20 protein-coding genes are annotated in these 17458 nt (G+C 38.8%); 6 read left to right on the forward strand and 14 right to left on the reverse strand.

What is annotated here, in order from left to right:
- The first annotated feature begins 65 nt into the window (after nt 1-65).
- Both ACE1B6_RS18390 and rdgB read left to right on the forward strand, forming a co-directional pair.
- A complete protein-coding gene (locus ACE1B6_RS18390) occupies nt 66-1529 on the forward strand; it encodes a phosphoglucomutase/phosphomannomutase family protein (RefSeq protein WP_413258704.1) in 1464 nt (487 codons plus the stop codon).
- Between the two features lie 99 nt (nt 1530-1628).
- On the forward strand, nt 1629-2213 hold the full coding sequence (rdgB, locus tag ACE1B6_RS18395; protein ID WP_413258705.1) for an RdgB/HAM1 family non-canonical purine NTP pyrophosphatase: 585 nt from the start codon (nt 1629-1631) through the stop codon (nt 2211-2213).
- Between the two features lie 60 nt (nt 2214-2273).
- Here the strand turns inward: rdgB and ACE1B6_RS18400 are convergent, their stop codons facing one another.
- From ACE1B6_RS18400 to ACE1B6_RS18425, 6 genes are all read right to left on the reverse strand, one after another.
- Nucleotides 2274-2612 (reverse strand): P-II family nitrogen regulator, encoded by a 339-nt coding sequence (locus ACE1B6_RS18400; RefSeq protein ID WP_413258706.1) that lies wholly within the window; start codon nt 2610-2612, stop codon nt 2274-2276.
- A 347-nt stretch (nt 2613-2959) separates the two neighbouring features.
- A complete protein-coding gene (locus ACE1B6_RS18405) occupies nt 2960-3760 on the reverse strand; it encodes a DUF3153 domain-containing protein (RefSeq protein ID WP_413258707.1) in 801 nt (266 codons plus the stop codon).
- Nucleotides 3761-3790: 30 nt separating this feature from the next.
- Nucleotides 3791-4315 carry a hypothetical protein gene (locus ACE1B6_RS18410; protein ID WP_413258708.1) on the reverse strand — a complete coding sequence of 175 codons (525 nt, stop codon included), beginning with the start codon at nt 4313-4315 and terminating at the stop codon, nt 3791-3793.
- A gap of 135 nt (nt 4316-4450) precedes the next feature.
- Entirely contained in the window at nt 4451-5356 is a 906-nt protein-coding gene (argB, locus tag ACE1B6_RS18415; protein ID WP_413258709.1) for an acetylglutamate kinase, read from the reverse strand.
- Between the two features lie 95 nt (nt 5357-5451).
- On the reverse strand, nt 5452-6018 hold the full coding sequence (locus ACE1B6_RS18420; RefSeq protein WP_413258710.1) for a shikimate kinase: 567 nt from the start codon (nt 6016-6018) through the stop codon (nt 5452-5454).
- Between the two features lie 58 nt (nt 6019-6076).
- Entirely contained in the window at nt 6077-7522 is a 1446-nt protein-coding gene (locus ACE1B6_RS18425; RefSeq protein WP_413258711.1) for a helix-turn-helix transcriptional regulator, read from the reverse strand.
- 349 nt (nt 7523-7871) lie between these two features.
- On the opposite strand from ACE1B6_RS18425, the gene ACE1B6_RS18430 reads away from it, so the two are divergent.
- Entirely contained in the window at nt 7872-8102 is a 231-nt protein-coding gene (locus ACE1B6_RS18430) for a hypothetical protein (RefSeq protein ID WP_413258712.1), read from the forward strand.
- A 16-nt stretch (nt 8103-8118) separates the two neighbouring features.
- Here ACE1B6_RS18430 and ACE1B6_RS18435 read toward each other — a convergent pair whose 3' ends face one another.
- From ACE1B6_RS18435 to ACE1B6_RS18445, 3 genes are all read right to left on the reverse strand, one after another.
- The gene (locus ACE1B6_RS18435) at nt 8119-8247 is read right to left on the reverse strand and encodes a hypothetical protein (RefSeq protein ID WP_413258713.1); all 129 of its coding nucleotides are present in this window, start codon (nt 8245-8247) and stop codon (nt 8119-8121) included.
- A 170-nt stretch (nt 8248-8417) separates the two neighbouring features.
- On the reverse strand, nt 8418-9026 hold the full coding sequence (locus ACE1B6_RS18440) for a class I SAM-dependent methyltransferase (RefSeq protein ID WP_413258714.1): 609 nt from the start codon (nt 9024-9026) through the stop codon (nt 8418-8420).
- Between the two features lie 11 nt (nt 9027-9037).
- Nucleotides 9038-10204, reverse strand: coding sequence for a pyridoxal phosphate-dependent aminotransferase (locus ACE1B6_RS18445; protein WP_413258715.1), 1167 nt, complete (start codon nt 10202-10204; stop codon nt 9038-9040).
- 183 nt (nt 10205-10387) lie between these two features.
- On the opposite strand from ACE1B6_RS18445, the gene ACE1B6_RS18450 reads away from it, so the two are divergent.
- Both ACE1B6_RS18450 and ACE1B6_RS18455 read left to right on the forward strand, forming a co-directional pair.
- Nucleotides 10388-10675: a YkvA family protein gene (locus ACE1B6_RS18450; protein ID WP_413258716.1), complete on the forward strand. Its 288-nt coding sequence runs from the start codon at nt 10388-10390 to the stop codon at nt 10673-10675.
- A 114-nt stretch (nt 10676-10789) separates the two neighbouring features.
- Nucleotides 10790-11206 (forward strand): DUF4112 domain-containing protein, encoded by a 417-nt coding sequence (locus ACE1B6_RS18455; protein ID WP_459563058.1) that lies wholly within the window; start codon nt 10790-10792, stop codon nt 11204-11206.
- 76 nt (nt 11207-11282) lie between these two features.
- Here the strand turns inward: ACE1B6_RS18455 and ACE1B6_RS18460 are convergent, their stop codons facing one another.
- Entirely contained in the window at nt 11283-11501 is a 219-nt protein-coding gene (locus tag ACE1B6_RS18460) for a hypothetical protein (RefSeq protein WP_413258718.1), read from the reverse strand.
- A gap of 222 nt (nt 11502-11723) precedes the next feature.
- Here ACE1B6_RS18460 and ACE1B6_RS18465 point away from each other — a divergent pair, with 222 nt between their 5' ends.
- The gene (locus tag ACE1B6_RS18465; RefSeq protein ID WP_413258719.1) at nt 11724-12197 is read left to right on the forward strand and encodes an ABA4-like family protein; all 474 of its coding nucleotides are present in this window, start codon (nt 11724-11726) and stop codon (nt 12195-12197) included.
- A gap of 47 nt (nt 12198-12244) precedes the next feature.
- Here ACE1B6_RS18465 and purU read toward each other — a convergent pair whose 3' ends face one another.
- From purU to ACE1B6_RS18485, 4 genes are all read right to left on the reverse strand, one after another.
- Nucleotides 12245-13099, reverse strand: coding sequence for a formyltetrahydrofolate deformylase (purU, locus tag ACE1B6_RS18470; protein WP_413258720.1), 855 nt, complete (start codon nt 13097-13099; stop codon nt 12245-12247).
- Between the two features lie 86 nt (nt 13100-13185).
- Nucleotides 13186-13911: a LapA family protein gene (locus tag ACE1B6_RS18475; RefSeq protein ID WP_413258721.1), complete on the reverse strand. Its 726-nt coding sequence runs from the start codon at nt 13909-13911 to the stop codon at nt 13186-13188.
- 100 nt (nt 13912-14011) lie between these two features.
- Nucleotides 14012-14638, reverse strand: coding sequence for a flavin prenyltransferase UbiX (locus ACE1B6_RS18480; protein WP_413258722.1), 627 nt, complete (start codon nt 14636-14638; stop codon nt 14012-14014).
- A gap of 98 nt (nt 14639-14736) precedes the next feature.
- Nucleotides 14737-17076, reverse strand: coding sequence for a ribonuclease R family protein (locus tag ACE1B6_RS18485; RefSeq protein WP_413258723.1), 2340 nt, complete (start codon nt 17074-17076; stop codon nt 14737-14739).
- Nucleotides 17077-17458: the final 382 nt, after the last annotated feature.

Here is a 17458-nt window from a genome sequence, read left to right on the forward strand (position 1 = left end):
TTGTGGGATACAGAATTAGATAAACTTAAAAAGTGAGCGTCTCAATCGCAAGCGAGGCAAAATTAATGACGGTTCACTCTTCCTTTGTGCCAATTACTGTTAATCCAATTAAATTTGGAACAGATGGTTGGCGAGGTGTAATAGCAGCAGATTTTACTTTTGAGCGCGTCGCTTTGGTAGCACCGATCGCGGCTCAAGTCCTAGCTAAAGAATATGGTAATCATACCAATAGTCGCACGGTAATAGTCGGTCACGATCGGCGTTTTATGGCAGAAACCTTTGCGCGTACAGCAGCAGAGGCGGTTCGTGCTATGGGATTTGATGTTTTATTGACCGAAACTTTTGCGCCGACTCCAGCTTTTAGTTGGGCGGCGAAAAAGTTTAATGCTTTGGGTGCGATCGTGCTCACAGCTAGCCATAATCCTGGCAGCTATTTAGGTTTAAAAGTCAAAGGTGCTTTTGGGGGATCGGTTTCTCCAGAAGTAACTAAGCAAATAGAAGCTTTGTTAGATGAGAAGTTGTCACCAGCAGCACAGCCGGGAAAATTAGAAATGTTTAATCCCTGGCCTAGCTATTGCGAAGGATTACGCAGTAAGGTAAATATTGACCAAATTTGTAGCGCAATTAAAGAAGGTAAATTAACAGTTTTTGCTGATGTAATGCACGGTGCCGCAGCTACAGGAATTGAACAAATTTTGGGCGTACCTGTCAAAGAAATTAACAGCGATCGCGATCCGTTATTTGAAGGTGGAGCACCGGAACCTTTACCTAAATATTTGAGCAAACTTTTCCAGGTAATGAAAGAATATCGCGCAAATAATCCTGATAGTTTATCAGTTGGTTTAGTGTTTGATGGAGATAGCGATCGCGTTGCTGCTGTGGATGGACAAGGCAACTTTTTAAGTTCTCAGGTATTAATTCCGATTTTAATTGAACATTTGGCAACTAAAAGAGGGATGAACGGCGAAGTAGTGAAAACTGTCAGCGGTTCGGATTTAATTCCCAAGGTAGCAGCACATTATCAACTGCCAATATTTGAAACTGCTGTTGGCTACAAATATATTGCCGATCGAATGTTGGAAACTTCCGTTTTACTCGGTGGAGAAGAATCTGGTGGTATTGGATATGGCACTCATATTCCTGAAAGAGATGCTTTGTTATCGGCTTTATATGTACTCGAAGCAGTGGTAGAATCGGGTAAAGATTTAAGCGAATTGTACCGAAATTTGCAGGAGAAAACTAATTTTAGTTCGGCTTACGATCGCATTGATTTACCTTTGGCTAGTATGGATGTCCGATCGCGTCTTTTGCAGCAATTACAAAATCAACCAGTTAAAGAAATTGCTGGTCAATCAGTAGTTGATTGCAATAAAATTGATGGCTATAAGTTCCGTTTAGCTGATGGTAGTTGGCTAATGATTCGCTTTAGTGGTACTGAACCAGTTTTGCGCTTATATTGTGAAGCTGCTAACCTTGATGAGGTACATAAAAGACTGAATTGGGCGAATGATTGGGCAAATTCCGTTTAGTTATTAATCGTTAGTCATTAGTCATTTATAAGTAGTTAGTTGCTCAACCAATGACTAATGACCAGTAACCAATAACCAATGACAAATGACTAATAACCAATGACAAATTTATTAGTAGTTGCTACAAGTAATCCCGGTAAGTTGTTAGAAATGCAAGCTTACTTAACAGATTTAGATTTAGAATTGCAACTTAAACCTGACGAATTAGAAATTGACGAAATCGGAGAAACTTTCAGCGAAAACGCTTGTTTGAAAGCATCGCAAGTGGCGAAAGCGATGGGAAAATGGGCGATCGCAGATGATTCTGGTTTAGAAGTAGCAGCTTTGGAAGGAGCACCCGGAATTTACTCGGCTCGCTATGGTAAAAGCGATCGAGATAGAATTGAAAGATTATTATTTGAATTAGGTAATGAGTTAAATCGAGAAGCTAGGTTTGTTTGTGCAATTGCGATCGCCCGCCCTGATGGTTCCATTGCATTAGAAACGGAAGGAATCTGTCCAGGAGAAATCTTGCATTCTCCACGAGGTAATAATGGGTTTGGTTACGATCCGGTTTTTTATGTTCCAGAAGAAGGTAAAACTTTTGCAGAAATGACTCCAGAAGTAAAAAAATCTGTAAGTCATCGGGGAAAAGCATTTAAAATCTTACTACCCAAGTTACAAAAATTAGATTTTAGATTTTAGATTTTAGATTTTAGATGGGTAATCCCAAATCTAAAATCCAAAATCTAAAAATTAAAATCCTTAGATTGCTTCTGTATTCTTTTCCCCTGTACGAATCCGAATTACTTGTTCTACAGGCGAAATGAAAATTTTGCCATCTCCAATTTCTCCAGTTCTAGCAGCGGCAATGATTTTATCAACTACCGTATCCACTTGATTGTCTTCAACCACAACCTCTACCTTGAGTTTTTGGAGAAATTCTACAGTGTACTCAGAACCGCGGTAACGTTCAGTCTGACCTTTCTGGCGACCAAAACCACGTACTTCGGAAACTGTCATTCCGACAATCCCTGCATTAACTAAGGCTATCTTGACTTCATCAAGTTTGAATGGTCGAATAATCGCTTCAACTTTTTTCAATTTCTTAACTCCTCAAAAACTGTTTCTTGCGTCTTTTAGTAGACAGTACCAGCAGAAAAGAAGCAAGGGGGTTGATCTACGAACTGTCTATACAGAAGGTCGGTTAGGGAATAGAATTGTACATCAAACCGTCCCTACTTCGGGAAAGTTGGTTGGAAAATAATTTTGTGTTTTAGGTTGTCCACTGTTATTTGTGGCATCTTTTACTTTGACTAATCCTACCGCCTACGGCATTCTTGCTCCTTTTACTGGCACAACTCATCGTTTGAGAGTACCATATCTCAGGTTATCTTTCATGCTTTTTAAGTGTTGAGACTGTCAAAAGTAAACAATTCATGACAGAAAAGTTAAGTTTGGCTAACTTGGGGTGGTTTAGATTTGCCAGGATTAGTTAATATTTGATATTTCAGAAATCTTCCGGCTAGGATAAACAAGACAACTACAAAAGTTCCAATTCCCAAAGGACTAGGAAGCCAAAAAACCGCTTCTAAATGATTCAATTCCCCTGGTTGTAGTTCCCAAGTTAACTGTTTTCCTTCGGCTTTAATTTGGGGATTAATGGCATTCTCGCTTTTAATAATGCTTCGTGCCACTCTCGGAGTTTTTAAGCTAAATTCTAACTGAAATAGGGAACTTGGATCGATTTTCAGGTTACTATTGGAGGCTAAGGAGAGCGATCGCAAATCCAAATCATAAATCAAATGGTTGCGTACCCAAAACAGAAAATTACCTTGTTTTAACTGCAACTTAGATTTAAACTCTGGCAAGTTTTCATCTTGACTAGCAAGATTTTGGTACTTTTGCTCCTCCACGGGATTAAAAAAGTTGTTATACTTTGACTGTAAATCCTTGCCATTATTAAAAGGAATCGTCACAATTAATTCTTGTTCCGAAACTCTTTTAACTTTTCCGTCTAACTTTTTAGCACGATTTTCGATACTATTTAACCATTCGTCAAAGGTATCAGGGTTGAAATTCTTGAGTCGTTCTTCTAACTTAATACTTTGGACAATTTCACCTTTATGAAGTCCCGCAAAATTAACTCCCACATCATACTGTACGCAGCCAGTCAGGAAAGTTACAATACCTAAAATTAAAGGCAAAATTACGAGAAGTTTATTTTTTCTTTTCGGCTTTTGATTCTGCACTTTTTCCCTATTCCTTTTAACGATAAAACTTTAAAATCCCCACCAGACTAAACTACCCAATATTAACAGAACACCAATCAATGCTACCCAAATAAAGCGATTATCCTTGGTATTTACCTGACTTAAGTCTACAGGTTCCGGGGGAGAAAGAGAACGAGAGGAGGATTTTCCCCCAGCCGCAGGTTTACCTAAGCGAATTTTACTTTCATTATCGGCGATCGCACCTAAATCGGGAATTTGGGTCAGCCATTCTGGGCGGCGATTCAATTGGGGAGCCTCTAAAATATACAATAAACGGCGACTTTGTTGGCGAATTTCATAACTGGGATGACGGTCTAATTGTTTACAAAGAGCGATCGCTTCTTGTCTTTGATTCGCAGCTTCATAAGCAGTAACTAACCAAATTTGGATCTCGCCACCAAAGCGGGTATTGCGATCGACCAAAGCACTAGCCTGAGCCAAAAATTCTACTGACTGGCGATACTGACCACGCTCAAAAGCCGCCTTCCCAGCTTGGTATTGTTCTTGAACAATTTCTAAACTTTCTCCACTCATAACTTATTTTTTGATGAATCTGCAAAAATCGATCTCTTGTACTTATGGCGATCGCTAAACCTGACTATTATTAAGTAATACTTGATTACCAAAAATCGTCATCCTCAATCCTCCATAAATACAAGAGAATCCTAATTATTTACCTCTAGTATTCATAAACTCAGAAGCAACAATCATTGAGCCAATTCCCGCATCAGAGAGAATTTCTAATAACAGTGCATGAGGAACCCGACCATCTACAATATGAGTGGCGCGAACACCTTGAGCTAAACTCCGCACACAGCAATTTACTTTAGGAATCATTCCCCCACCAACCACACCAGAAGTAATGAGATTACGCGCTTCTTGAATATCCATTTTGGCAATCAAAGTAGAAGGGTCTTTGTAATCTCTTAAAATTCCCGGAGTATCTGTTAGTAAGATTAACTTTTCTGCACCTAAAGCAGCTGCCAATTCTCCCGCTACAGTATCAGCATTAATATTGTAAGCTTGTCCAGTTTCATCAGCAGCAACACTGGAAACTACCGGAATATATCCACTTTTAAGTAAGGAATCTAAGATGCTAATATTCACCGCACTAACTTCTCCCACAAAGCCAATTCCTTCTTGACCTTCAGGACGTGCTTTGATCAAATTACCATCTTTGCCACACAAACCGATCGCTAAACCACCAGCTTGATTAATTAAAGTGACAATTTCCTTATTTACCTTACCCACCAAAACCATTTCCACAACTTCCATTGTGGCTGCATCTGTGACTCGCAGACCATTTTTAAATTGTGGTTCTATTCCTAGTTTATCCAGCCAAGAATTAATTTCTGGGCCACCACCATGCACCACAACCGGACGCAAACCAACACAAGACAAAAAGACAATATCGCGCATTACTTTATCTTTCAGCGAACTGTCTTTCATCGCTGCGCCACCATACTTAATTACCACAGTACGTCCAGCAAATTGTTGAATGTAAGGTAATGCTTCGCTGAGTACTCGGACGCGAGTAGCATCAGTAGTTGGAGTCAAATCGAGTTCTTGAACCATAAGTTTATTTTGTAATCCGAAAAGGTTTTAGATGCAGTTTAGTTGAGTTTGGATGGCAAAAAAGATCGCAATGGCAACACTTTATAGTTTTTTAATCAATTAAAATCGCTGGGGGGAACTACGGGAGGTTTTAACACCAAGGGAATTTCCGCCAAAATGCGTTTGGTAATTTGTTCGGGCGTTTCTTGCGGTTGAACTGTAATTCTTAAGTCAGCTTGGCTATACAGTGGCTGTCTTTGTTCTAGAAGCATTTGCAGCTTTTTTTCTGGGTCAGTATCTTTTAACAAAGGTCGGCTGTTGTCCTCTTGCAAACGCTTTATCAGTAATTCTACTGGTACATCTAGCCAGATTACCAAACCATGTTGCAAGTAACTCCAATTTTTTTGTCGCAATACTATACCCCCACCTGTGGAAACTACGGTTCTTTTGTAGGTACAGAGTTCCGCTAACACTTGGGTTTCTAATTCCCGGAAGGCTTCTTCACCAGCGGTTGCAAAAATTTCGTTAATGGTTTGACCTTGAGCTAACTGTTCAATTAAAGTATCGGTGTCAAAAAAACGGCTGTAACCTAGTTCTTGCGCTAGTAAATGCCCTACAGTGGTTTTCCCAGCACCCATCATGCCAATTAAATAAACACTTATGTCTTTGAGAATATTATCCACTTGTTGAGGTTTTAAGTTTCATAGACTGAGGACTGCTATTCAGTTTACCTGGATTTGGCTAGGAAATGACCTCTTTCTGAAGTTGGTTTTGTTCGTTAAGTTGTTGATTAAGATATTCTTTAAATATTGGCAGGAGTTTGAAAGTAGTAGTATGTTTGTGGATTAGCGATCGCCTAATCAAGGATTCCAGGGTTTCCAGTAACTCCATTTTGGTCATTCCCGGTGGCATTTCATCAACTACCGCGGCGGATAAAAGTAAAATATCTTGTTTCAGAGCTAACCAGTACAATACTTTTTTTTCAACTGCGGAAATCCGGTTTAATTGTTCTTCTATTAACTCCCGCACTCCCCCAAAAACCAAGATATTTTGCTTTAAAAAACTGGCAACTTTACCGTCAAATAATTCTAAAATTGTTGTTAAAACTATTTTTAAAACTAAGGGATTACCTGCATAGCGATTAACTAGTAAGCGCCATTCATACTCAGAACAAGTGACTCCTTTAGCTTTAATTATTTCTTGGCAATCTACTTCAGTTAACCCTTTTAATTGTAAAGCTCTTACGGGGAGTGTAACCCCTTCGATGGCTGCTACATCTTTCAGTTTTTCTCGACTAGTTAACACCACGCAACTTTGATGTAATACCTCGCCAAGCCGCTGAAAAAACTCTTGATATTCCTCATATTCCGGGCGAAAAATCCCTGCATAAGTGCAGGGTTGCAACAAGGAATCAAGGTTATCTAATACTAGCAAACAACGGGAGTTTCGGAAACATTCAATTAATTGGGTAGTTCTGCCAGCGATCGTATCTGATAAAATGAACTGATTGTCTTGTTCTGGGGTTAAAAATTTTAGCAAACTAGCTAAAAGTTCTGCTAGTTGCGGGGGATGATGTAGCGATCGCCAAATCAAATATTTAAAATTATCCTGTACCTGTTCTGCTAACTTTACCGATAAAGTGGTTTTACCAACTCCACCCATACCCAGCAAAGACACTAAGCGACAACGATCTTGAATAATCCAATTTTTTAATTGTGCTAATTCTTTCTCTCTACCATAAAAGATACTGGTGTCAACTGCTTCGCCCCAATCAAAATTTTGCCTAATTACTGGTGGAACGCTTTCTTCAATCAAGCTTGGTGTAAATTGCTGCGAGACACTAGAAGATAATTTATAACCAGCTTCTTCTAAGATGTTTGTTACCCGACTCCAATGGTTAATTTTTACCTTTTGACTAGTCTGAGAATACAACATCACTTCCAGGTATTTGTACAAACCATTAGAAAGGTAAACTCTCACTGAACTACTACTAGAAGTTTTATAAATAATATCTGCTATTTCTCTAGGACTATAACCACAAAGTAATCCGCGGAGAATTTTCTTTTCTACAGGTGTTAGTCCTTTATTTTTTGCTGAAGCAAGATCTACATATAATTTCTCTAGCTTCCAATTGTAACTAGCTTCTATAAATTCCCCTGATTCCACTTGTTTAAATGTAGACAGCATTATCAAGCAGACTAACGTTTATTTAACTATCTGCTAATTTTAGCGATTTCGATCATTTTTATTATAAATATTAACGCAATTACTAACATCCGTATAGTAACGGATTCGCTAAAAATGACTTAACATTAACTTCATAAAAGTTTCATAAAAAGTTCATGAATTTACCGTAAAGCAATGAGTCAAATAAGTAATATATAATATGTACTAGCTCAACTATGAGCTTAGTAATATGCCCAGTACTGTAGGCTTTCACTAATTTAACTTGTGTTTTCCCTGAGATGACTTGTTGTAGTTCGGTATTTTTACCTCTGTTGTAATTTGCATCTAAGAATTTAATTGGTGATTCAGTATGTACCTCATTCGTGAAGTAGTTCAACAAGCTTTGAAAACTGGTTATCTTAGTCTGGCAGCCGAAGAACAGTTGCGACATTTGTTGCAAAATAAGTACGACTTGGAAGACCTTGATGCTTTCATGAAACTGCAATTTGCAGCAATGTCTGGTCAAGTCAAGCAAGAGTCTCGCGAGTTAATTGGTTCTTCTGTTGGCAGAAATGCGGGATGGCTATCTGAGGTAGCCTAACTTTCATTAATTCCCCTTAGCGATTTGCACGTAAGTAACCGGAAAAAAGTTGACGAGTTTTCAAAGCTGTTTCCCATTCTTGAGTAATTCCAGTTAAATAGATGAGTTGACAACCTAAAAATTGAATTTTTCGCCAATATGCCAATATTTAGACTAATACATCTCTGTGGAATAGAGTTATCGGCGAAAATCATAGTAAATGCAGCTTTAGAAAACTCGATCGCACTTTTCCCCACCTAAGCAAAAAAATCAATTCATTAAATTGCCAACCCTTGAAAAAGTGCCAATTTAGCAAAAACCGCTAAAAATTAATGCTCAAGTTTTTTGCATGGTATTAAATAAAGCCAAAGGATGAGGATCTAAATTACCGTAATAAACTGTTTCCTCAATAGAAACTACTTGTAACTTAGGACTGAAAATTTCTCTAATCTCCTCTGGTGTAAATCTATGCGGCCCACCTTCCCTAGTTTCTAAGTAAGAAAAGCATTTTAATAGTAAATAACCTTTCGGTTTCAGCAAACTATACACCACATTAAGGTAATCTTGTCTATTTTCCGGGGGGAAGATATGAAAACAACCGCGATCGATAATTACATCAAACTCCCCAGAAACTTTACTATGAAGAATATCATCCTGTTGCCAGTTAACATTCAATCCCTTTTCTGCCGCTTTAGCAGCAGCTTTTTTGATAGCTGTTTCCGAAAGATCGGTAGCAGTAACTTGAAAACCTCTTTCCGCTAAAATAATTGCTTGCGTACCCGGTCCAGTACCAATATCTAATACACTTCCCTTAGTTAAATTTAACTTGGTTAATTTTTTTTCTATATCTGGGTCTAAATCACCATTAAACCAAGGCATAGACTCAACTTCTTGTTCTTGATATAACTGTTCCCAGTTCCGCAAATGTGGTTTTTGATTCATCATTCTTCCTCAGTTTAAGATAAAATATCCTGCAAACCTTTCACTAATCTACTGATACCTGCTTGGGCTGTTTCCGCTTGCAATGCACCATAAGCAACACGCAGATAACAACCATCATCCATGCCAAAAGTTGTGCCCGGAATTACTGCTACCTTGTATTCACGAATTAAACGTTCTACTAATTCCATTGCCCCCAAATCAGTTTGAATTTTTAACAAGAAATAAAATGCACCATCAGCCGGAGGAATTATACATAATTCGGAAATGCTTTGCAATTCCTGAAGCACAATTTCGCGGACTTTAGTAATGGCTTGTAGTTTTTCCTGACAGTAATTTACTCCAGCTTGCAATGCACCTAAAGCGGCATACTGAGAAATTACTGGCGCACAAATTAATATAGTATCTTGAATCTTCTTAACTGGCACTAATAAATGTTGCGGAATTACCATATAACCAATCCGCCAAGAAGCAAAACCATAAGCCTTAGAAAGAGAAAACAGGGAAATTGTATAGTCGTTACTTTCGGGAATTGCTGCTGGAGAAAAGTGCTTGACTCCATTGTAAGTAAAATATTCGTAAGCTTCGTCGCTAATATGATAAATCCCCCTTTGACGGCAAATTTCATTAACAGCTTGTAGTGTTTCCTGGGGGTAAACAGCACCAGTGGGGTTATTGGGAGAAATTGTAACTACTGCTTTAGTTTTATTAGTAATTGCTGAAGAAATCGCATCAGGAAGCAATTGATAATTCTCATCAGTTCTGACTAATACCGGACGACAGCTAGCGATCGCGATCGCCATTTCATGATTAAAATAATAAGGCGTTTGCAGAATGATCTCATCTCCCGGATTAGCAATTGCTAAAATCGCATTCATAAACCCCATATTACTACCAGCAGTCACCACAATACAGTTATTCTGATTAATTTGAATCTGATTTTCTACCCACAACTTAGCAGCAATTGCTTCTAATAAAGGAGTAATACCTTCAACCGCTTGATATTTATGGTTTTGTGGTAACGCCAAAAATCGTGAAATTTGTTGTCCTGCCTCTGGTGGAGGAGCATAATATACCACACCTTGACCCAAAGAAATAGTTCCCGGACAACTGCGAATTAACTCACCAACTACAGGAATAATTGGTGACTGTACAGCTTGCATTCTTTGAATTTCGTTTTTCATTAATATTTGGCAAGTTAGTTAATTAATAATTTTAGATTGATTCGGTTAACCCTTCAAGAGTATTCGGTTTTCCGAGATGGGATTTATACTACCAAATTAGCGGCAATCTCCACTCGAAAAACTTCGATCGATTAGCGAAGATGATCTTGTAAATTCAAAGGGCAGACCAAGGAAAGATTAACCATGAAAAAAACTATCGTAGAAAACATATATAACTGGTATCGTCAAACAATTCGCCATCCTAAATATCGCTGGTTAATAGTCCTTGGTACACTATTATATTTAGTTGGCCCTGTAGATATTTCCCCAGACGTATTTCCGATCGTTGGCTGGATTGATGACACTGTAGTTGCTACCTTATTAGTAACAGAAGTTTCGCAAATGCTACTAGAATCGCGGAAAAATAACAAGAATAAGCAGTCCGATCCTCAGCCTAATACTATCGATGTCGATGCAGTTTCCGCCAACTAATTAGCAACATTATATTCATCTTTTATCCTGATACCCCCACAGATAGAAAGCTCGATCTTGCTGGGGGTAGAAGATTAATTAAGGCGATCGTACCACAATCAAAACATGAACACTATCAATACTCTCGAACGTCTTGCTACCCTCAACCGCATTCGCAAATTCACCTACTTAATGGATAGCGCCTTTCGCGTTCCGATCGTTGGTTTCCGCTTCGGTTTAGACCCCATTATTGGTTTAGTTCCAGGTGCCGGAGACTTAATTAGTACAGCCTTTTCTGCTTATTTAATTTACTTAGCTGCTCGCTTTCGCCTTCCCCCACAAATCTTTAGACAAATGATCTTTAATGTGGCATTAGAAGCAGTAGTGGGTACAGTACCTTTAGTAGGTGACTTATTCGATGCTTTCTATAAATCTAATATTCGTAACTTAGCACTTTTGGAGAAACATTTGGGAATTGAAGATCCCGAAACAACCGAGCAAATTAACTCAGTAACTACTCAAACAAAAGAGCCTGCTATAACAATTAAATAATTCTTTAAGGAGAGGTGAAATTAATGCCAAATTTGGAATAATTCACCTCTTTTTTTATATCTAACTTACCATAACCCTATTTACCAATAGCCATTAAAGCTGCTAAAAGGGCAAGATTTAAAAACCAAGGTGCGCTGACTACAAACCAAACAAAACTAACGAGAAGAATAACTACAGCGCAAGCACAAACAATTTCCTTTGTAGGTGGCTCTGCTTTAGCCTGAGAATAAGCCCAAAAAGCAGCAATTCCTACAATTAAGGAAGTAACTAAATTAATTACAGACATATCAATCATTTCTTTGCCAGTCTCCTTTGGGATGTGACAAAGCCTTAAAATCAGCCGAAAGCCGATCTATTGGCTATTAACCTCTTTGTTAATTAAAGTGAGTGCTATAACTAGCTTTACTTATCTTAAAACAATTGGCATCCTGCATCCGGGTTATTCTTCTGGATTTAATTTCCAGGGAATACCAGGTAAGATAGCTAAGATTTAGTAAACCTAGTTTTTTTTATTTTAATGCTGGCTCAACTGTTTAACCTCTCTAACCTGTTTGTTTTACCCTTTTGGGTACTGATGATTCTCTTACCGAACTGGAGTATTACTAGGCGAGTAATGGAATCTTATGTTCCGTTTGTAATTTTAGCTGGACTGTATTTATACTTACTTACAGGTACAATTACATCGGAATCTGCTCAAGCATTAGCCAATCCTCAATTAGTAGATATTGCCCGCTTTTTTGGTGAAGAAAGAGCAGCTGCAACCGGATGGACTCACTTTTTAGTGATGGATTTATTTGTGGGTAGGTGGATTTATTGGGAAGGGCAAAAAACAGGTATTTTTACCACCCATTCCATTTTGTTATGCTTATTTGCTGGCCCTTTAGGTTTACTTTCTCACATTTTGACTGCTTGGATTAAACAGAAATTTTTCTCTCCCAAGCAGGATGTTTCGGTGTCTAATTCTGCAAATACACCACAAGCACAAGAATAAATTGTAGAGTGCGTTACGCTGCGCTAACGCACTCTACAAGTAATTTTTTATTCAAAAACTACGGTGCGATTGCCGTAAACTAATACACGATTTTTTAAATGAGCGCGAACTGCTCTGGCTAAAACTACTCTTTCTAAATCTTTACCTTTGCGAATTAAATCATCTATATTATCTCGGTGACTAACTTTTACTACATCCTGTTCAATAATTGGCCCTGCGTCTAAATCTGCGGTGACATAATGGGCGGTAGCACCGATAATTTTTACTCCTCTTTGGTAAGCTTGATGATATGGATTTGCGCCGACAAAGGCAGGTAAAAATGAGTGATGAATATTAATAACTTTAGGAAATTTACTAACAAAATCCTGGCTGAGAATTTGCATATATTTTGCCAGAACGATTAAATCTATTTGATATTTTTGCAAGAGTTCTAATTGTTTAGCTTCTTGCTCGATTTTGTTATCTTTATTAATGGGAATATGATGATAATCAACGCCAAATTGGTTGGCTATTTCCTGTAAGTCAGGGTGATTACTAATAATTAAAGAAATTTCGGCAGCAAACTCTTTCGCTTTATGTCGCCAAATTAAATCATATAAACAATGGTCTTGCTTACTTACCCAAATGGCAATTTTAGGAACAGTATCAGAGAAATGTAACTGCCAGTTAGATTGTAGAGGTGCAGCGATCGCATTAAAAGCAGTCCCAATTATTTCCCTTGGTAAATTAAACCCTTCTAGTTGCCACTCAATCCGAGTTAAAAATAGCCCAGCTGCAAAATCTGTATGCTGATCGGCGTGGATAATATTGCCACCATTCGAGTAGATAAAGTTAGCAAATTTAGCTACCAGTCCCTTCTGATCGGGACAAGAAATCAGTAAGGTTGCAGTTGGGCCAGTCATAATCAGCTATTTCATTTAAAAAGGGTAATGATTATTTCAAAATATACAATTAAAATTTTCATACCTCGACAATTTTTAGATTATTATCAGGATCGCGGCTTGTCAGATCGGGGATTGTCGTTATCATCATCTAAATCCCAATCTTCATCGTCAACAAAACCCCAATCCTTGTCATCATCATCATTATTATTATTATTCTGTTGATTAGATGGTGGAGATTCAGGATTGTACTCCTCTTCCTCTGTATCCAAAGGGCGATAAGGTGGAGTAATTACCCGATATTCGGCATCATAAACTGATTCAGTTTTCCCAACTGCGGAATCGCTAGGATTTTTGTAGCTATAGGAATAAACCGAACCAGAATGATAACTACTTGTTGGTTCTTGTTTAACTTCGTAATTGCGATCGCTCTCATCACTCGGCATATTAGAACTAGAGCGATCGTAACTAGAATCCTCTAGCTCATCATCCTCTTCTTCTTCCCACTCTTCATTACTATTCACAGTTGACGAAGCACTCCCAGCACTCCCAGCACTGCTACTTGCTGCCGAATAAGAATAACTTTGATAGCTAGAAGTAGACTCTCGACTTTGACTTTGGTAACTAGCTTTTTCAGCTTCTAACTGACGAATTCGAGATTGCAATTTCGCATTTCCCCAAGTATTAATAATGTGTAACAGCCAAGCCACAGCCAAAGCTGTCAGTACCCCAGCTACCACAGCCGCTAAGATCCAAAATCCTAATGGTAATGATTGGGTTGTCATCCCCAAAAACACCAACTTCAGCGGCGTAGAATTCTGAAGGGCAAACACTGTCAACCCTCCAAGAGCCATTAATAGTATTAAAATGCGAACAACCATGTTTGAAAAGTTTTGATTTTTGAATTTTGAGTTAGAGAAAAACTACTAAGTTTTAAATTATCTTCCCTGCTCCCCGCCCTTGCCAACGTTCTAACGGAACACAATCAATATCTAACTGATCTAAAGCACGGGCTACTACAAAATCTACCAAATCCTCAATAGTTTGGGGGTTGTGATACCAAGCGGGAATAGCAGGGACAATTCTGGCACCTGCTTCCGCTAAACTGGTTAAGTTTCGCAGGTGAATTAAGCTAAAGGGAGTTTCACGGGGTACTAATACCAGTTTACGACCTTCTTTGAGTTGGACATCTGCGGCTCGTTCCAAAAGGTCGGAACTTAAACCTACTGCCAACTTTGCTACTGTACTCATGCTACAAGGCATGACGATCATTCCCAGAGTGCGGTAAGAACCGCTAGCAATATTTGCGCCGACATCGCCCCAAGGATGACAACGTAATTTTCCCTGAGTAAATACTTTTGCTTGTTCGCGCCAAAATTGTTCTTGTTGAATTGGTTCGCTAGGAAGTCGGATGTTTTGTTCTGCTTGCCAAACCATGTAAGTAGATTTAGAGGCTACTAGTTCGACGCTCACATCAGCTTCTAGCAAAAATTTTAAGGCTCGAACCGCATAAATTAAGCCCGATGCCCCAGAAATTCCCAAAATTAAAGGTTTAGTCATTAGTTATTTATTATTTGTCATTTGTGATTTGTGATTCGTCATTGGTCATTAGTTATTAAAATACTCAACAAATGACCAATGACCAATAACAAATAACATTACTCATCATCAAAATTGGGGAATGGATAATCATCGCGGTCATCATCTTCGAGATCGCCATCACTGCCAACAGTTACTAAATCTATCTGCTGACGATAATAGTCTACGCTTTTTACTTGCACTTCTACGCGATCGCCCAACCGATATTGCTTGCGATTTTTGCGTCCCATTAATGCTTCTTGACGAGAGCGATACTCATACCAATCATCTTTTAAAGATGATACATGAACCAAACCCTCGGGATAAAAATATATCCCATTAGCTAATGGCACTTCCATTTCCACAAAGAAACCATAAGATTGGACACCAGTAATTACGCCGGGGAAAATCTCTCCAGTTCGCTCTTTCATTAGTTCGGCTTTCTTCAAACCTGCCAAATCGGTTTCCGCTTCTTGTACTTCCTTTTCTCGTTCATTTAGAGGTACAATTAACGCTCCCAATTCGTCCTCTAACTCTTCTTGAATATTTGGTGGTAGAACATTCCAATTAATTTGTCCGTGACAAGAACTATGATATAAATTCACCCTTTCTTTGACACGAGTACTCCGGCGATCGCGTCCTTCATCGAACACTAATGAAAGTATTCTCTGCACCGTTAAATCTGCATAACGTCTTGCCGGAGAAACAAAATGAGTATAGGCACCAGGCAAAGCCAAACTAAAATGAGATCCCGAAGTAGTGCTGTAAACAGCTGGTCTTAAAGTTGATTTCAACAAAGAATTTAAAACCTTTTCTGCCCGAGACTGCGAAAAATCCTCAATGTATTTTTGAAAATCAAAAGGTGTGACAGCATCTTCATTATCGAGTTGCAAATCTATTTCTAAATTACTGGCTAACTTATGCAATTCTGCGGCATCATCTGGGTCGGGTGCTGGTTGCACTCGGTAAATACCTGGCACTCCCAAAGCGGCTAAATGACTACCGACAATTTGATTAACTAAAATCATTAATTCCCTGACCATTGACTGCGCCGGATGATTGGGCAAATTGAGTACAGCATCAGCTACTCCTTCATCATTAAATTGGCTTTCTTCATCTGGCAGCCTTAATTCAAAACTGCCCCTTTCTAGACGTTTTTCTCTAATACTTCGACTCAAGACAAAGAGTTGATCGAGAGTAGCAAATACCGGAGACAATTCTTCCAAATCATCTGCTTCTAAATCCAAATCTGTATGATGACGTAAAAGAATTGCTTGTGCTTGAGATTCAGTTAGTTGAAAATCTACTTGAATCACACTTCTTTGCATCTCAAATTCCACTACTTCGCCATCACTAGATAAAGAAAGTAATACTGAAATAGCTAAATGATTTTCTCCGGGTAATAAGGAACAATGATCCAGCAAAGCTTCAGGCAACATCGGCAATACTGTATCACCTAAATGTACCGATCGCCCACGTCTTTTTGCCTCCCGATCCAAGGGAGAATCAGCTGGTACATAATGGGCAATATCAACAATGTGAATCCCCACTCGCCATAAATCACCCTCAATTTTTTCCAAGGTAAAAGCTTGTTCTACCAGCGAATTTTGTCCGTCAATCTGAGCGCCTGCCGGAGTTACAGTCAAAGTAATTAAATGACGTAAATCAAGGCGATTCTTTAATATAGTTTTGCTAATTTTGCTAGAAAACTTTTCCAGGGAGGAGAGGACATTTGACGAAAATTTCCGAGGTAAGTCATGTTTACAGCAGACAATATCAATATCGGCAGCTGCTTCAGCGTCACTACCAAGGACTTGAGCGACTCTACCAATAGGAGGATAAGATGCCAAAGGATAGCGAACAATTTCTGCGTGTACTAGATGATCGATCGCCGCATTTAAATCTACACCATTGGGAACTAAATCCAGTTCAAACAATAAGCGATCGTCTAAAGGAACCGCTTTGTAAAACACTTTTCCCGTGGTATCCATGCTTTGTTTGATCCGGGCTAAAACGCTGGGATTAGCACGTTCTAAAATTAGTTTTACTTCCCCTTCAGGGCTTCTTCTCCGGTTGCCTTCCTTAGTAATTTTTACCAAAACGCGATCGCCATTCCAAGCCGTACTCAAATGACTTTCCCGGACATAAATATCCGCTGCCCCTTCCACATTTTGAATCGCGAAACAAAAACCCTTACTAGAACAGCGCAGTTTTGCTTCTACAATTCCCGGTTCAAAAACTCGCCGATACTTACCTCGTTCCTTGATTAAAACGCCAATTTTTTCCAAGGCATCCAAGATAATTTGTAGTTTGCGTAAACTCGGCTCATCAGTACAACCTAGTTTTTTTTCCAAAACTTTGGCAGCTACCAATTTTTCATCGGGAAAATTAGAAAGTAGTGTAGCGATTGAAAATTCCATGTAGCGAATCAGTCCTTAGCTTCTCAATTTATTTGTCCTTTCACTTCGCCATCACTTCACGCCCAATCAATTTCAAATTTTAAATTGTCGATTTCCGATGATTTACAATTGCTCAGTCAAATCAAAAACCAGACAATTTCTCAATCCAAAATGTGAAACTCTAAACCCCAACCCTACGAGAATTGTACTAAACTTAAGCCATCTCCTTACCAAATACAAAGGAAGGGTAGATGCAGTACATACTGATAGTGAGATGATGTCATTTAATGGAAAAAGCCTGAAAAGCTGTTCCCAAAATTGACCCCAAGATGTTTTACTCATAGATGAACTCACCAAGGGTTATCCACTCTGTATGTTTAATCGCGTTGCTGGTGCGCCCGAT

It is taken from the genome of Floridaenema fluviatile BLCC-F154, from assembly GCF_041929135.1.
Taxonomy (GTDB): Bacteria; Cyanobacteriota; Cyanobacteriia; order Cyanobacteriales; family Aerosakkonemataceae; genus Floridanema; species Floridanema fluviatile.

Bases quoted from the DNA above. Each gene is read 5' to 3' on its own strand.
- ACE1B6_RS18390 (WP_413258704.1), top strand. From the start codon at position 66: ATGACGGTTCACTCTTCCTTTGTGCCAATTACTGTTAATCCAATTAAA.
- rdgB (WP_413258705.1), top strand. From the start codon at position 1,629: ATGACAAATTTATTAGTAGTTGCTACAAGTAATCCCGGTAAGTTGTTA.
- ACE1B6_RS18410 (WP_413258708.1), bottom strand. From the start codon at position 4,315: ATGAGTGGAGAAAGTTTAGAAATTGTTCAAGAACAATACCAAGCTGGG.
- argB (WP_413258709.1), bottom strand. From the start codon at position 5,356: ATGGTTCAAGAACTCGATTTGACTCCAACTACTGATGCTACTCGCGTC.
- ACE1B6_RS18425 (WP_413258711.1), bottom strand. From the start codon at position 7,522: ATGCTGTCTACATTTAAACAAGTGGAATCAGGGGAATTTATAGAAGCT.
- ACE1B6_RS18430 (WP_413258712.1), top strand. From the start codon at position 7,872: ATGTACCTCATTCGTGAAGTAGTTCAACAAGCTTTGAAAACTGGTTAT.
- ACE1B6_RS18440 (WP_413258714.1), bottom strand. From the start codon at position 9,026: ATGATGAATCAAAAACCACATTTGCGGAACTGGGAACAGTTATATCAA.
- ACE1B6_RS18445 (WP_413258715.1), bottom strand. From the start codon at position 10,204: ATGAAAAACGAAATTCAAAGAATGCAAGCTGTACAGTCACCAATTATT.
- ACE1B6_RS18450 (WP_413258716.1), top strand. From the start codon at position 10,388: ATGAAAAAAACTATCGTAGAAAACATATATAACTGGTATCGTCAAACA.
- ACE1B6_RS18460 (WP_413258718.1), bottom strand. From the start codon at position 11,501: ATGATTGATATGTCTGTAATTAATTTAGTTACTTCCTTAATTGTAGGA.
- ACE1B6_RS18465 (WP_413258719.1), top strand. From the start codon at position 11,724: ATGCTGGCTCAACTGTTTAACCTCTCTAACCTGTTTGTTTTACCCTTT.
- purU (WP_413258720.1), bottom strand. From the start codon at position 13,099: ATGACTGGCCCAACTGCAACCTTACTGATTTCTTGTCCCGATCAGAAG.
- ACE1B6_RS18480 (WP_413258722.1), bottom strand. From the start codon at position 14,638: ATGACTAAACCTTTAATTTTGGGAATTTCTGGGGCATCGGGCTTAATT.
- ACE1B6_RS18485 (WP_413258723.1), bottom strand. From the start codon at position 17,076: ATGGAATTTTCAATCGCTACACTACTTTCTAATTTTCCCGATGAAAAA.